Source organism: Aeromonas enteropelogenes, from assembly GCF_000819845.1.
Taxonomy (GTDB): Bacteria; Pseudomonadota; Gammaproteobacteria; order Enterobacterales; family Aeromonadaceae; genus Aeromonas; species Aeromonas enteropelogenes.
In genome coordinates this window covers 20,926-35,354 of the sequence record NZ_CDCG01000037.1, presented here as the reverse complement: position 1 = coordinate 35,354, position 14,429 = coordinate 20,926, and the positions used below count along the sequence as shown (strand labels likewise).

General features: G+C 60.4%; 14 protein-coding genes. 11 read left to right on the top strand and 3 right to left on the bottom strand.

Translation table 11 applies throughout. The features are described 5' to 3' along the window. Positions 1-42 precede the first annotated feature (42 nt). The 6 genes from BN1123_RS12895 to BN1123_RS12870 all read left to right on the top strand — a co-directional run bounded on the left by BN1123_RS12895 (position 43) and on the right by BN1123_RS12870 (position 6,495). On the top strand, positions 43-696 hold the full coding sequence (locus BN1123_RS12895) for a helix-turn-helix transcriptional regulator (protein WP_042027428.1): 654 nt from the start codon (positions 43-45) through the stop codon (positions 694-696). A 75-nt stretch (positions 697-771) separates the two neighbouring features. After that, positions 772-1,479, top strand: coding sequence for a two-component system response regulator RstA (gene rstA / locus BN1123_RS12890; RefSeq protein ID WP_042027427.1), 708 nt, complete (start codon positions 772-774; stop codon positions 1,477-1,479). A 21-nt stretch (positions 1,480-1,500) separates the two neighbouring features. Next, complete coding sequence (gene rstB / locus BN1123_RS12885; protein ID WP_042027426.1) at positions 1,501-2,826, top strand: two-component system sensor histidine kinase RstB; 1,326 nt, start codon at positions 1,501-1,503, stop codon at positions 2,824-2,826. 53 nt (positions 2,827-2,879) lie between these two features. Further along, positions 2,880-3,062: a hypothetical protein gene (locus BN1123_RS12880; RefSeq protein WP_026456445.1), complete on the top strand. Its 183-nt coding sequence runs from the start codon at positions 2,880-2,882 to the stop codon at positions 3,060-3,062. Positions 3,063-3,332: 270 nt separating this feature from the next. Continuing rightward, positions 3,333-4,526 carry an enoyl-ACP reductase FabV gene (gene fabV, locus BN1123_RS12875; RefSeq protein ID WP_042027424.1) on the top strand — a complete coding sequence of 398 codons (1,194 nt, stop codon included), beginning with the start codon at positions 3,333-3,335 and terminating at the stop codon, positions 4,524-4,526. A gap of 328 nt (positions 4,527-4,854) precedes the next feature. Then, positions 4,855-6,495 carry a mechanosensitive ion channel family protein gene (locus tag BN1123_RS12870; RefSeq protein ID WP_042027422.1) on the top strand — a complete coding sequence of 547 codons (1,641 nt, stop codon included), beginning with the start codon at positions 4,855-4,857 and terminating at the stop codon, positions 6,493-6,495. A gap of 133 nt (positions 6,496-6,628) precedes the next feature. Here the strand turns inward: BN1123_RS12870 and BN1123_RS12865 are convergent, their stop codons facing one another. Further along, positions 6,629-7,843: a pyridoxal phosphate-dependent aminotransferase gene (locus tag BN1123_RS12865; protein ID WP_042027421.1), complete on the bottom strand. Its 1,215-nt coding sequence runs from the start codon at positions 7,841-7,843 to the stop codon at positions 6,629-6,631. Positions 7,844-8,236: 393 nt separating this feature from the next. Here BN1123_RS12865 and BN1123_RS12860 point away from each other — a divergent pair, with 393 nt between their 5' ends. Together BN1123_RS12860 and aqpZ are read left to right on the top strand one after the other, a co-directional pair. Continuing rightward, positions 8,237-8,449: a DUF1653 domain-containing protein gene (locus BN1123_RS12860; protein WP_042027420.1), complete on the top strand. Its 213-nt coding sequence runs from the start codon at positions 8,237-8,239 to the stop codon at positions 8,447-8,449. 269 nt (positions 8,450-8,718) lie between these two features. Beyond that, positions 8,719-9,408, top strand: coding sequence for an aquaporin Z (gene aqpZ / locus BN1123_RS12855; protein ID WP_042027418.1), 690 nt, complete (start codon positions 8,719-8,721; stop codon positions 9,406-9,408). A gap of 88 nt (positions 9,409-9,496) precedes the next feature. On the opposite strand, the gene BN1123_RS12850 is transcribed toward aqpZ, so the two are convergent. Continuing rightward, entirely contained in the window at positions 9,497-10,204 is a 708-nt protein-coding gene (locus BN1123_RS12850; protein ID WP_042027416.1) for a lytic transglycosylase domain-containing protein, read from the bottom strand. Between the two features lie 281 nt (positions 10,205-10,485). Between BN1123_RS12850 and BN1123_RS12845 the strand changes: the two genes are divergently transcribed. Next, positions 10,486-10,965 carry a GNAT family N-acetyltransferase gene (locus tag BN1123_RS12845; RefSeq protein ID WP_042027413.1) on the top strand — a complete coding sequence of 160 codons (480 nt, stop codon included), beginning with the start codon at positions 10,486-10,488 and terminating at the stop codon, positions 10,963-10,965. Here the strand turns inward: BN1123_RS12845 and BN1123_RS12840 are convergent. After that, on the bottom strand, positions 10,927-11,469 hold the full coding sequence (locus BN1123_RS12840) for a YceB family lipoprotein (RefSeq protein WP_042027410.1): 543 nt from the start codon (positions 11,467-11,469) through the stop codon (positions 10,927-10,929). The genes BN1123_RS12845 and BN1123_RS12840 overlap by 39 nt on opposite strands. Before the next feature lie 99 nt (positions 11,470-11,568). Between BN1123_RS12840 and cls the strand changes: the two genes are divergently transcribed. Continuing rightward, the gene (gene cls, locus BN1123_RS12835) at positions 11,569-13,050 is read left to right on the top strand and encodes a cardiolipin synthase (protein ID WP_042027408.1); all 1,482 of its coding nucleotides are present in this window, start codon (positions 11,569-11,571) and stop codon (positions 13,048-13,050) included. 103 nt (positions 13,051-13,153) lie between these two features. Next, on the top strand, positions 13,154-14,416 hold the full coding sequence (locus BN1123_RS12830) for a DUF945 family protein (protein WP_042027406.1): 1,263 nt from the start codon (positions 13,154-13,156) through the stop codon (positions 14,414-14,416). Positions 14,417-14,429 lie beyond the last annotated feature (13 nt).

Here is a 14,429-nt window from a genome sequence, read left to right as displayed (position 1 = left end):
GCCCCGAGTCCGGCGCAGCAGCCCCTGCATTAAGGTCCCAATGTGAAGCTGCAAGAGTTGAGTCCGAGTGATTTCGAGATCCTCAAGGCGATGGAAAACATAGTGGATGGCATCGCCGCCATGTATGGCCAGCATACGGAGGTATTGCTCCACAGTCTGGATGCGCGCAACCCCTCGATCATCAAGATTGCCAACGGCCATATCACGGGCCGCAGCGTCGGTGCTCCCATCACCAACCTGGCGCTGATGAAGCTCAAGAGCGGGCAGGATATCTCCAGCCCCTACCTGACCAAGTGCGCCACCGGCAAGACGCTGCGCTCCCTCACCACCATCATTCGCAATGGCGAGCACCAGCCGATCGGCATGCTGTGCATCAACACCGACATGGATGCCCCGCTGCAATCCGTGCTGCGGGCCATGATGCCCGAGTGCATGCACACCCACGAGAATTCCACCACCCCCGAGGTGTTCGCCCGCAACATCGACGAGGCCCTCAACAGCACCATCGACACCATCAGCAGCGAGGTGCGGGGCAACGAGGCGGTACCGCCATCCCAGAAGACCCGGGTCATCGTCAACCAGCTGCACGACATGGGGATCTTCGAGCTCAAAGACAGCGCCCAGATCGCCGCCCGCCAGCTTGGCATCTCGGTGCACTCCATCTACCGCTACCTGCGGGAGATCAAGAAGGGGTAATCTGGGGCCACAACGTCAAAAGTGGCCGCGTAACATCCCGAATGGGTTTTCCCTTGCCGCCAACGAGCGCTTTTTATGCAACGTATTCTGTTTGTTGAGGATGACCCCGAGATTGGCGAGTTGATCAGCAACTGGCTCGGACGTCACGAGATGGAAGTGATCCTGGAGTGCAGGGGAGACAGGGCGCTGGCCAGATTCGAGGCCGAACGGCCAGATCTGGTGCTGCTCGATATCATGTTGCCGGGGCTCGATGGCATGTCCCTGTGCAGGGCATTGCGACCGCGCTTTGGCGGCCCTATCGTCATGCTCACCTCCCTCGACAGCGACATGAACCAGATCCTGAGCCTGGAGCTGGGGGCGAACGACTATATCCTCAAGACCACGCCCCCGTCCGTGCTGCTGGCCAGGTTGCGGGTGCAGTTTCGACAGCACCAGCAGGCGCCGCAGCCGGTGGCGGTGACCTCGGCGCCCCAGACTCTGCAATTTGGCCGTCTGTGCGTCGATGGGGCGGGGCGGGATGTGCGGCTCGACGGTCAGAGCATTGCCCTCTCCACTGCCGATTTCGATCTGTTGTGGGAGCTGGCCTGCCACGCCGGCCAGATCCTGGGGCGGGAAGCCCTGTTCCAAAGCCTGCGAGGCCGGGAGTATGACGGGCTGGATCGCAGCATGGATGTCGCCATCTCCCGCTTGCGGCGCCGGCTCGGCGATGACACCAATAACCCGGTGCGCATCAAGACGGTCCGCCAGAAAGGCTATCTGTTCGTGCCCCACGCCTGGGAATAACCGGGAGCAGCAAGGAGCATCATGCGCCGCCTCTTTATCCAGTTTTATCTGTTGCTGATGGGCTGCTTCACCCTGGCGATCTTGCTGGTGGGCATGGTCTATCAGGTGACCGCCGAGCGGGCGGGGGATCGCTATCTGGAGCGGATGATGCAAGGCTCTCTGGGCCTGTTGACGGCGGAGCTGACAAAGCTCTCCCCCGAACTCTGGCCAGAGCGCTTGCGGGTGCAGAGCCACCAGCTCACCCTGCCACTCAAGGTCGGGGCGCTGGCACAGCAACCGCTGGCACGAGAGGATCAGGCCTTTCTTGCCGCGGGCAATATCGTGATCGTCGAAGAAGATGACACCTTTTTGCAGCGTATCCCGGGTACCGAACAGGTGCTGATCGTCGGCCCCGTGCCCTATCTCTCTTATCTTCATGAACTTCACTGGGTTGATGTGGGGTTGCTGCTGCTGATCGGGCTCTCCCTCGGGGTGCCCATCCTGCTCTGGCTGCGTCCCCACTGGCGCGGTTTGCAACAGCTGGAACGCACGGCCCGTCTGGTTGGCGACGGCGATCTCTCCCGTCGCACCAATCTGCCGGCGGGGAGCAGCCTGGCGCACGTGGGGCGAACCTTCGACGAGATGGCCGCCCAGCTGCAGGCCATGCTGGCCAGTCGCAAGCAACTGACTGATGCCATCGCCCATGAGTTGCGAACCCCGCTGGTCAGGTTGCGCTATCGCCTTGCGATGCTGGAGCCCCAGCCGGCCGCGCCGGTTCAGCAGGCACTGGAGCGTGATCTGAGGGCGCTGGATGCCCTGATCGAGGAGATGCTCACCTACGCCAGGCTGGACAGGCCCGAGATGCCGTTGCAGCGCGACGAGATCGAGCTGGGGGCGTGGGTACGGCAGCACAGCGCCGACTGGCAGGCACTGCGGCCCGATAAAGAGCTGGTTTTCGAGCTTCAGCCTATCGACATGCCCTGGTGCGGCGATCAACGGCTGCTGGCCCGTGCCGTGGAGAATCTCATCGGCAATGCCCTGCGCTATGCCGAGCACAGGGTCATCTTCACCGTTTCGCGCTTGCAGGATCGTTACCTGCTGGAGGTGAGCGACGACGGGCCCGGTATCGATCCGCAGCTGGCCCCGCAAATCTTCGAGCCGTTTGTCAGGCTGGACAAGAGTCGTGACCGCCGCACCGGCGGCAGCGGCCTTGGGCTGGCCATTGTGCGCAGCATTGCCCGCCATCACGGGGGAGAGGTATCCCTGCTGCCCGGTGACGGCGGTGCCCGTTTCTGCCTCACCTTGCCTGTACATTTGGATACAAACCGTCACCAACCACTCACGGAAGCGCGGCCGCCCTCCCTTTAGGATGAAGTCATGGAGAAGGCTCCATGACACCCACCTGAATAAGGAAAATGAAGATGAAAAAGATCATTCCCCTGACCCTGGCCGCCGTTTTCGCCCTCACCTCCGGTTTCACCATGGCTGCCACCCCGACCAAGTCTGCGGCGCCGCAAACCACCCAGACCAAGGTGGTGAAAAAACACCATAAAGCGGCTCATGCCAAGGCGCCGGCCGTCAAGGTAGCCCCGACCACCAAATAATCGCCGTCTGCCGGCGTGATAAAACACAAAAGGGAGGCTGATGCCTCCCTTTGATGTTGTTAGTCCCCCGATAACTGCCGTTCGATTGAGTTGTGAGCAAGGGGTCTGCGAGTTGCGCTTCATTTTATCTGCGAGGGTTCTGTTTTGGATAGCTGGTAGCCTGCGAGATGCCCATTTTTGCCGCAGTTCAACACATCAGAGCACCTAATCCCGGCAAGATGAGGTATCTTATGCCCCGATTTCATCCATCAAACGGATAAGAGACAACACATGATCATCAAACCCAAGGTTCGCGGCTTTATCTGCACCACCACTCACCCGGTCGGGTGCGAAGCCAATGTTCGTCGTCAGATTGCCTATACCCAGGCCAAGGGCACCATCGAGAATGGTCCCAAGAAGGTGCTGGTGATCGGCGCCTCTACCGGTTATGGCCTGGCGTCTCGCATTGCCGCCGCCTTCGGCTCCGGCGCCGCCACCCTCGGCGTCTTCTTTGAAAAAGCCGGCACCGAGACTAAGCCGGGTACCGCTGGCTGGTACAACTCCGCCGCTTTTGACAAGGCCGCCAAGGAAGCAGGCCTGTATGCGAAAAGCGTCAACGGCGATGCCTTCTCCAACGAGTGCCGTGCCAAGGTGATCGAACTCATCAAGCAGGATCTGGGTCAGGTTGACCTGGTGGTCTACTCTCTGGCTTCTCCGGTGCGCAAGATGCCGGAAACCGGCGAAGTGGTGCGCTCTGCCCTCAAACCCATCGGCGAGGTTTACACCACCACCGCCATCGACACCAACAAGGATCAGATCATCACCGCCACCGTCGAGCCGGCGAATGAGGAAGAGATCCAGAACACCATCACCGTCATGGGCGGTCAGGATTGGGAGCTGTGGATGGCTGCCCTGCGCGATGCGGGCGTGCTGGCCGATGGCGCCAAGTCCGTGGCCTACTCCTACATCGGTACCGATCTGACCTGGCCCATCTACTGGCATGGCACCCTGGGCCGCGCCAAGGAAGATCTGGACCGCGCCGCCAGCGCCATCCGTGGCGATCTGGCCGCCAAGGGCGGTACTGCCCACGTGGCCGTGCTGAAATCCGTGGTCACCCAGGCATCAAGCGCCATTCCGGTGATGCCGCTCTATATCTCCATGGCGTTCAAGATCATGAAGGAGAAGGGCATTCACGAGGGCTGCATGGAGCAGGTGGATCGCATGATGCGCACCCGTCTGTATGGTGCCGATCTGGCGCTGGACGAACAAGCCCGCATCCGCATGGATGACTGGGAGCTGCGTGAAGACGTGCAGCAGACCTGCCGCGATCTGTGGCCGTCCATCACCAGCGAGAACCTCTCCGATCTGACCGATTACACCGGCTACAAGCAGGAGTTCCTGCGCCTGTTCGGCTTCGGGCTGGACGAGGTGGATTACGATGCGGATGTGAACCCGGACGTGCAGTTCGACGTGGTCGAGCTGTAAACCGGTTGTTCGTGAAAACAGGGCCCTGCGGGGCCCTGTTTTTTTATGGTCGTCTATCAGTTTTATCGAATCAGTACGAGTCCTTTTTGATGGTGTGCCCAGATGCCTGTGAGTTAGGTTGCAAAATGGTGTGGCGGCCTCTTTCGCCGCCATCGCCGCGGTGCTATTACTGCTGGTAATCTTTGTTATAACTCGGTTTTTTGCAAAAAACGGACGGTGTTCCGGCGTGTCACGGATGACGGCAAGATCTGGATTGGGGGCGGTTAACCCAATCCCGTGACAGGGCGTGGCCATCATGATGGGACCTGGCGGTCAATAGGGAGAGGTTATGGGGCATAGAGGGATCATCAGGCTGGCAGGGATACTGCTGGCCCTGCTCATGGTCAATAGCGGGTGGGCGGCGGAGCCGAGACTGGAGCCGACCGAGCAGGAGCGGGCTCAGACCCTGACCCTGTTTCACGAGCCCATCGTGATGCTGCAAGCGAAATTCGGCCGCCTTGACGGGGCGGCCCGGGTGCGGATCGTCAAGGAGCGGGTAAGGCAGCTACAGCCCGAAGATTTGACCCATCCTGTGACCGTGGTCAGCTCGACCCGACTCGGCCAGGAGGCCAGGGAGTTCAGGATCCATGACAAGCACCTGCTGGTGCTGCTGGAAAAGGATCTGGAGTGGCTCGATGAGCTGACCCTGGATCAGGCTGCCGAGCGGGTGCGGGCGAGGCTGGAGAATGTGCGGATCAAGGTGCTGGAGCTGCACTCCAACGCCTATCTGATCAAGGCCGCGGGCAAGACGGTGCTGGTGACCCTGATTTTTCTGGTGGTGGTCCAGCTGCTGCGGCGGGGTCACCTGCGGGCGCGCCGCTGGTTTGCCAACAACCTGCTGCAGCAAAAGGGGCTGATCCCCCATCAATGGCGTCAGGTGCTCGGCGATCTGGAGATCCGCGTCATCGGCGTATTCACCTTGCTGGTGATCCTGCTGCTCACCTATGGCTGGCTCACCTATGTGCTGGGACTGTTTCCCCATACCCGGGTCTGGAGCGAGCAGTTGGGCTCCTCCTTGCTGGGGCTGTGCAGCGACATCCTGAGCGGGATCATCGCCGCCATGCCGGGGCTTGCGACCGTGCTAGTCATCTTCGTGCTGACCAAGCTCTTTATCCGCATGCTGGCCGTCATCTTCGAGCGCATCGAACGCGGCCAGTTCCGGGTACAGGGGTTGCACTCCGAGACGATTGGGGCGACCCGCCGTCTGCTCTCCGTGGTGATCTGGCTGTTTGCCCTGACCGTCGCTTACCCCTATCTGCCGGGGGCGGATTCGGACGCCTTCAAGGGGGTGAGCGTCTTCTTCGGTCTGATGGTGACCCTGGGCTCGGCCGGGATCATGAACCATGCCATGAGCGGCCTGGTGCTGATCTACTCGCGGGCCTTGCGGCCGGGGGATCTGGTGCAGATAGGGGAGGTGGAGGGGGTCGTCACCGAGCTGAGCGCCCTCTCGACCAAGCTGGTGACCCGTCATGATCACGAGGTGACCCTGCCCAACGCCGTGGTGGTAGGGGGCAAGGTAACCAACCTGAGCCGGCTGTCGAGCGACAAGGGTATCGCCCTGCTCACCAAGGTCACCATCGGCTATGACACGCCCTGGCGCCAGGTGCATGCCATGCTGGAGCTGGCGGCCAGGCGCTGCCAGTTGATCAACCAGGAAGAGGCGCCTCTGGTGCGTCAACTCAATCTGCAGGACTGGTATGTGGAGTACGAGCTGCAAGTACGGATGAAAGAGGGGCTGTTGCCCGGCCCGGTCAGAACCGAGTTGCACGGCCACATCCAGGATGTGTTCAACGAGTTCGGGGTGCAGATCATGTCCCCCAATTTCGTCGCCCAGCCGGAACAAGCGGTGCTGGTGCCCCAGGAGAATTGGTATCAGGCCCCTGCAGTGCCGCCCGCCGAGGTGGCAACCGGGGAAAAAGGGAAGAAATAACTCACAAAGCGGGCCTCGCAGTGCGAGCCTCCCGCCATAAAAAAATCCGAAGCGGTCCAGGCCGCTTCGGATTTTTTATGCTTGGCCTGCTATCTGAGATGGGTAACAGGCCGGGGCAGGAGCCGAGCAGTGTCTACTGCTTGTAGTCCTTGAGGAAACGGGCGAGACGACCGATGGCATCCTCCAGCTCCTCTTCCCGGGGCAGGAACACCAGGCGGAAGTGATCCGGCGCCGGCCAGTTGAAGCCGGTGCCTTGCACCAGCAAGAGCTTCTCTTGCTGCAGCAGGTCGAATACCATCTTCTGGTCGTCGCGAATGTCATACACCTTGGGATTCAGGCGCGGGAACATGTAGAGCGCCCCCTTGGGCTTGACGCAGGAGACCCCGGGGATCTCGTTCAAGAGCTCCCAGGCCTTGTCGCGCTGGCGGCGCAGGCGGCCGCCCGGCAGGATCAGCTCGTTGATGCTCTGGTAGCCGCCAAGGGCGGTCTGAATGGCGTGCTGCATGGGCACATTGGCGCACAGGCGCATGGAGGCCAGCATCTCCAGCCCCTCGATATAGCCGCGGGCGCGCCCCTTGGGCCCGGTAATGACCATCCAGCCCTGGCGGAAGCCGCAGGCGCGATAGGCCTTGGAGAGGCCATTGAAGGTCACTACCATCACATCGTCACACAGGGTGCAGACGCTGGTGTGGGAGATGTCGTCGTAGAGGATCTTGTCGTAAATCTCGTCGGCAAAAATGATGAGGTTGTGCTGGCGGGCGATCTCGATCACCTCCAGCAGGAACTCGCTGCCATAGACGGCGCCGGTCGGGTTGTTGGGGTTGATCAGCACCAGGCCGCGGGTGCGCGGGGTGATGCGGGCACGGATGTCGTCGAGATCCGGATACCAGTCGGCCCCTTCGTCACAGCGGTAGTGCACCGCATGGCCACCGGAGAGGGTGACGGCCGCAGTCCACAGCGGGTAGTCGGGGGAGGGCACCAGCATCTCGTCGCCGTTGTTGAGCAACGCCTGCATCGCCATCACGATCAATTCGCTCGCGCCGTTGCCGATGTAGATGTCGTCGATATCGACCTTGCGCATCCCTTTTTGCTGGTAGTACTGCATCACCGCCTTGCGGGCCGAGAAGAGCCCCTTGGAATCGCAGTAGCCCTGGCTCTGGGGCATGTTGAGGATGACATCCTTGATGATCTCTTCCGGTGCATCGAAACCAAACGGCGCCGGGTTGCCGATGTTGAGCTTGAGGATGCGGTGTCCTTCGTCTTCGAGACGGCGAGCCTCTTTATGCACCGGGCCGCGGATGTCATAGCAGACATCGTCGAGCTTGTGCGACTTGTCGATAGTGAACATGGTGACTGTGATTCCTTCCCCGTGGGGACGCGTTGGCGAAAAAGGCGGTTTTTAGTATCAAATTTCCCTTCCCCTATTCTTCACAGAATTGAATGCTAGAACAATCTTCTTTTTAGTAGAAATCCCTGATTTTTAGCTCCAAAACAGGGTTATCAAAAAGTTAAATTTAGCATGATCGTTTGCGTGATATCGGGAACGCCAGTGAAAGATGATGAGTTGATTAACAAAGCTACCTGACTGTGTTGAAATTATCACGCTCTCTGGCACGATTGGCTTGCGGAAAAATTCGTCTTCCACTCCCCGTTTTTGACAGCAAACCGGCGGGATGGCGTGAGCCAGCCCATACACGCTGGTGTCATCGTTTCATTTCGTTCAATCCCAGGAGGGATCTCCATGCATGCACCCGTACCCGGCCGTTATCGTCACTTCAAGGGGGGGCTTTATCAGGTCCTCACTCTGGCCTTGCACACCGAAACCGGGGAGCAGCTGGTGATCTATCGCTCCGAGCAGGATAGCGAGGTCTATGCCCGTCCCGTGGCCATGTTCATGGAGTGGATTGAACATCAGGGAGAGGTGGTGAGCCGCTTCACACCGGTCGGGGAGTGAGGGGGAAGCGCGTCCCCGGAGGTGGGCAAGCGGTCTGATGGAGTCAAAATGGTCATAAGTTGTCGCATGAAACTTATCCTCATGAGGCCGGCACTTCGCGGCACTACTGATAAATGCCTTATCTAATCAATGCTTTGTGATGTGAGTCACAAATTTTGAACATCCCGGGCAGGGTTCGCATCCCGGATTCACACTCCCATAATGTCGCACCTGTTAAATCGTGGGCTCTGTACGGAGCTTTTAAGTGTCACTTTATGGGGAGAAATCGCGTGAGACCTGTTGCTGCCGAATTTATTGGAACCTTCTGGCTGGTGCTGGGAGGATGTGGAAGCGCCGTATTGGCGGCGGCCTTTCCGGATGTCGGGATCGGTCTGCTGGGGGTCGCCTTGGCCTTCGGCCTGACGGTACTGACCATGGCTTTTGCCATCGGTCATATCTCGGGTTGCCACCTCAATCCGGCGGTCACCGTGGGATTGTGGGCGGGTGGCCGTTTTCCGGCGACCGGGGTCGTGCCTTACATCGTGGCCCAGGTGCTGGGCGGCATTGTTGCAGCCGGCGTGCTCTATGTGATTGCCAGCGGCCAGGCCGGATTTGATCTCTCCGCCGGGTTTGCCTCCAACGGGTATGGCGAACACTCGCCGGGTGGCTACACCCTGACGGCTGCGCTGGTGTGCGAAGTGGTGATGACGGCTGTCTTCCTGTTCGTCATCATGGGGGCGACCGACAGCCGCGCGCCGGCCGGTTTTGCACCGATCGCCATCGGCCTGTGCCTGACTCTGATCCACCTCATCAGTATTCCGGTGACCAACACCTCGGTCAACCCGGCCCGCAGTACCGGTGTGGCCCTGTTTGTCGGCGACTGGGCGACCAGCCAACTGTGGCTGTTCTGGGTTGCGCCGATTGTCGGGGGCATTCTGGGGGCACTGGCCTATCGTCTGGTGGCTGACGAGCAGAAGTAAGCGCTCGCCATAACATGTGTGGTCTCGACACGCCTGCGGGCGTGTTTTTTGTTTTTGCGGGGTTGGTGAGAACGAGAAACGACGAGGACTAGAGCCCCTTGGCCTGCAGCATCTCTTTGTAGCGCTGGTGGAGCAGCTGGACGCGTTCTACATAGGCCCGGGTTTCGGCATAGGGGGGGATCCCGCCATGCTTTTGCACGGCGCCCGCGCCGGCGTTGTAGGCGGCCGTCGCCAGTGCCACGTTGCCATCGTACAGTTTGAGCAGCCCCGCCAGGTATTTCACCCCGCCAAAGATGTTCTGCTCCGCCAGCAAGGCGTTGCCAACCCCGAGCTCCCGCGCCGTGGCAGGCATCAGCTGGGTCAGCCCCATGGCCCCCTTGCGGGAGATGGCCAGCGGGTTGAAGGCGGATTCGGCATGGATCAGGGCGCGGATCAGGGCTGGCTCCACCTGATAGGCCTTGGCGGCCGCCTTGATGGTGCTGGCATAGTCGTAGAGAAACAGCCCCGTGGTCTGCCAGTTGACGCGAGAGTCGGGATTGCAGGCGAAGCAGTCATTGAACAGCAGCAACTCATAATGGCCCTGCTCCGGGATCATATCGGAGTAGCGGGTTACTCCGTTTTGCTGCACCGATTTATAGACATGGATCTGCTTGCTGCCGGCGGGAGGGGCCGGTTGGGGGGCGGGTTCCATTTGCGCGACGGGCTGTGGCTCGGAGGTCACAAAGACCACCTCTGCCGGGAGAGGTGTCTGGCTCCAGCCCGGGATGGGGATCAACAGTAGATGGCTCGCCAGCATCCATGCTTTCAAGTGCGTGCTCCTTGTCGTGTACAACTGCTTGAGTAAAGCATCATGGCCAGATCGGGACAAGCGCTGAACGGCAGGCCGGGGCCGATTGGGTGAGGAGGGTCACAGCCTGTGACACCGGATGGGGCAGAGGTGCGGCTTTGCCCGCGCCGACGCTTTTTTGTCGCGGGCAGGCGTGCTATCTTGCTGGGTCAATCTGGTCGGATTAGTCCACAATATCTGACATTACCAATTGATTAGCAAAGGATTTGTTTGTGACTCGCACGCCGGCAATGGAGCTTACCTTCGAAGAGTACTGCGACGCCGACCTCTCTCTTATCAGGGATTATTACGAAACGACCTTCTCCCACTATGTGCCGGATCTGGCCGAGCGGATCTTTGTCGTGCGTGATGCTCACTGGCTGGTAGGAGCGGTCAGGTTGCGGGACGAAGACGAGTTCTATCACCTGTGCGGGTTTCGCTTGCTGCCTCATTACCAGTCCCTGGGGCTGGGTTCGCGGCTGCTGCAGTATGCCTGCGACGGCTTGGCTGACAAGCCGGTGGTGTGCCAGGCACTGCCCTTCGAGAAACCCTTTTACCTCAAGGCCGGCTTTGTCGATATGCGGCTCGACCGTCTGAGAGGCGCCCTTCACTCCCTCTATGAGCGGCAGTTGCAGCAGGGTTATCAGGTGGAGTTGCTGGTGCGACAGAGCGCACCAGCAGAGATGGGCTGGTTAGCGGGGATTAGTCAGCAAGTGGATTTTGCCCGGTGACAGCTCCACCCCCAGCAGGTTCTCCTTGAGCCAGGCCTGCTGCGGATCCTTGTCGTCAAGCCGATAGACGGGCTGGGTCTCCAGGCGTTTTTCCATGCTCTGCAGCAGCATGCCGAGCATGAGTCCGAATTTTTGCTGGGCGGCTTCAGGCTCCAGCTTGTACTCCACCAGCTTCATGTTGTCGAGAAACAGGGCGCTCTGGCCCTTGTCGTAGCGGGGCCTCGCCTCGTAGGTCATCTGCAGGCTGGCGTCATATTCGGTGTTGTCCGGCAGCGCTATTTTCAGCTTCCCCTTGCCATAGACACGGGCGGTATCCGGCTGCTGGCGACCGATCTGGACGTCGCTCTGCTCCAGTAGTACATGGGCCTTGATGATGCCGGGCAGTTCCAGTTGTTTGTCGACCTTGACCTGGGATTGCAGGTACTGGTTTATCTGTTGTTCATTGATGTCATATGAGCCTTGACCTAGCATGGCCAGGCTGAGCAGCATAGATTGCAGGATCATGGATGAGACCTGATTGAATGGATGTGCCCTACAGCATACCATTCTGGCCTGATGGGGTCTGCCCACCGTTCTGTTTGTCGATTAGAAGAGGAGTTCCCGTTGTTTAACGGTCTGGAACACGATCTCCAACTGCTGTTTTCCCGTTTTCTGGGTTGGCTGCTGCTGTTATTTCACACCGTCATCGTGGCCGGTGTGTCGCTTAGGGTGGTGATGAAGCGCCGTCCCATCGGGGTGTCACTGGCCTGGCTGGCCCTCATTTATGCCATCCCGTTTGCCGGGGTGGGGTTCTACGTCCTGTTTGGCGAGATCCGGCTCGGCCGTCGCCGCGCCGAGCGTGCTCAGGCCATGTACCGCCCTTATGCCATCTGGATCCGTCAGCTGGCCCGTCTGTTTCCCCAGCACTGCTGCGAGGTGGGGGCCAAGGCCCAGCCGCTTCATGATCTGATCCAGGGCCGCCTGGCCATGCCCATGCTCTCCGGCAACCGCATGACCCTGCTCAACAAACCTGACTGGATCCTGCGGGAGATCGCTCAGGATATCCGCCGTTCCACCCTTTCCTGCTATCTGGAGTTCTATATCTGGCACCCTGGTGGCGATGCCGACATGGTGTGCGAGGCCCTGATGGAAGTGGCACAGCGCGGCGTGGATTGTCGTTTGCTGCTCGACTCGGTGGGCAGCTCGCAGTTTTTCCGCTCCCCCTGGCCCAAGAAGCTGCGCAAGGCGGGGGTCAAGCTGGTGGAGGTGTTGCCCGTCGGTGCCTGGCGCATCCCGTTCCAGCGCCAGGATCTGCGGATGCACCGCAAGCTGGTGGTGATCGACGACAGGGTTGGCTACACCGGCTCCATGAACATGGTGGATCCTCGCTTCTTCAAGCAGGATGCCGGGGTCGGCCAGTGGGTCGACATCATGATCCGGGTGCAGGGCCCCATGGTGCCCCTGATGTGGTCCATCTTCGTCTGGGACTGGGAGATGGAGACCGGCGAGCGCCTGCTCGACAGCCTGCAGCACGAACCCGAAGCCTGGCCCCAGACCGATTATCGCGCCCAGCTGATCCCCTCCGGTCCCTTCGTCGGGGGAGACTGCATCCAGCAGAGCCTGCTGCTGGCCATCTATCAGGCCCACAGCCATCTGGTGCTTACCACCCCCTATTTCGTGCCGGATGATCCCCTGGCGGCCGCCCTCAGCTCGGCGGCAGCCCGTGGCGTGCAGGTGCAACTGGTGCTGCCGGCGCGCAACGACTCCATCATGGCCAATTACGCCTGCAATGCCTTCATGGAGGAGCTGCTGGAGGCGGGGGTGGAGATCTATCGCTACGATGCCGGCCTGCTCCACACCAAGAGTGTGCTGGTGGACGATGACTTCGCGCTGGTGGGCACGGTCAACCTGGATCGTCGCAGCCTCTGGCTCAACTTCGAAGTGACCCTGCTGGTGGACAATCCGGCCTTTGTCGCCCAGATGAACCAGCTGGTGCAGGGGTATATGGTGGAAGCCACCCCCATGACCCTGGCCCAGTGGCGTGCCCGCCCCTGGTACAAGAAGGTGATGGAGAATATCTTCTATCTTTTCAGTCCCCTGCTGTGACCAGCATGACGAGTTCTGGCACGGGATTTCCGTTCATTGGGCTTGCCTGGTCGGGAGCTGGCCCCGTAGAGTGCAGTGACAATCCCTGGAGACTCATCAACATATGAAAAAAATAGTGGCCCTGGCCGTCGGCGCGGCACTGGTAGGTGGTGGTTTGGCGGCGTGCTGGTATACCGGCAACAGCTTCGATCGCCTCATGACGGAGCAGATTGACAAGGTCAAGCATGACAGTGGCCTCGATCTGGCCTGGGTGCCTGGTAGCAGCAATCTGTTCACCCGGGACGGCGTGCTCAAGCTGGTGATCTCGCCCCAGGAGATGGCGGCGTTTGACGGTGGCATGGGGGGCGATCAGCCGCTGGAGCTGCAATTTACGGTCAACAGCCGCATCCTGCCGCTCTATATCAAGAGCCATGCCTTGCTCGATACCCGGCAGGGGTCGCTGGCCCCTGTATTCAGCGCTCTCAAAATGGAGCTGTGGCAGTTCGGCATGGAGTCGTTGAGCAGCCTCTGGACCATGAGCAACAGCAGCCGTTTCTGGGCCAACGAGTTCAAGGTCAAACAGGGGCTGGATGAATTCAGCTTCCTGCCGCTCAATGGCGAGTATCACGGGGATCTGGACGGCAACGGCCATATCACCATGAGCTGGCAGGGGATGACGGTGCACGAAGAGCAGAACAAGCTCGATCTGGTGTTGGCAGACATGAAGGGGAGTGCCGATCTGGCCGAGATCAGCGGCATCCTGCTGGCGCCCCAGAGCGAGATGACTCTGGCGGCGCTGACGCTGCAATTGCCCGATAGCGCCAGGATTGCCTTGCAGGGGATGAGCACCCAGACCCAGATCAAGGGCAACGATGCCCAGACTCTCTCCAGCACCTATCAGATGAAAATTGCCAAGCTCAATCTGGAGAACGAGTCCGATGCCCTGGCGGTGACTGACGCCTCGCTGGCTGTCAGCCTCAATGGCCTGGATCTGGAGGGCTACCAGGGGCTGCAGGCAGCCGGTGGCCAGGGGATCGACGAAGTGGCGGTCCAGCAGGCACTGGACAAGATGCTCAAACGTGGTGCCAGCCTCGAGCTGACGGATCTGAGTGCCAAGCTCAATGGCGAGCCCGTCACCATGAAGGGGGAGGCGACCCTGGCCCCGACCTCGCTGGAGCAACTGTTCAACAGCGAGCAGGGGATGCAGGCGCTGACCGGGGTGCTGCACGCCAGCCTTGGCGACAAGCTGGGCAAGGCGGTACCACAGTTGGCACCCATGCTCGATCAGCTGACCCTGATGGGTTATCTGAAGGCGCAGCCTCCTCACCTCAACGCCGAACTCAAGCTCACCAAAGAGGGTGTGACGGTCAACAATCTGCCGCTCTGACATCGCCGCAACA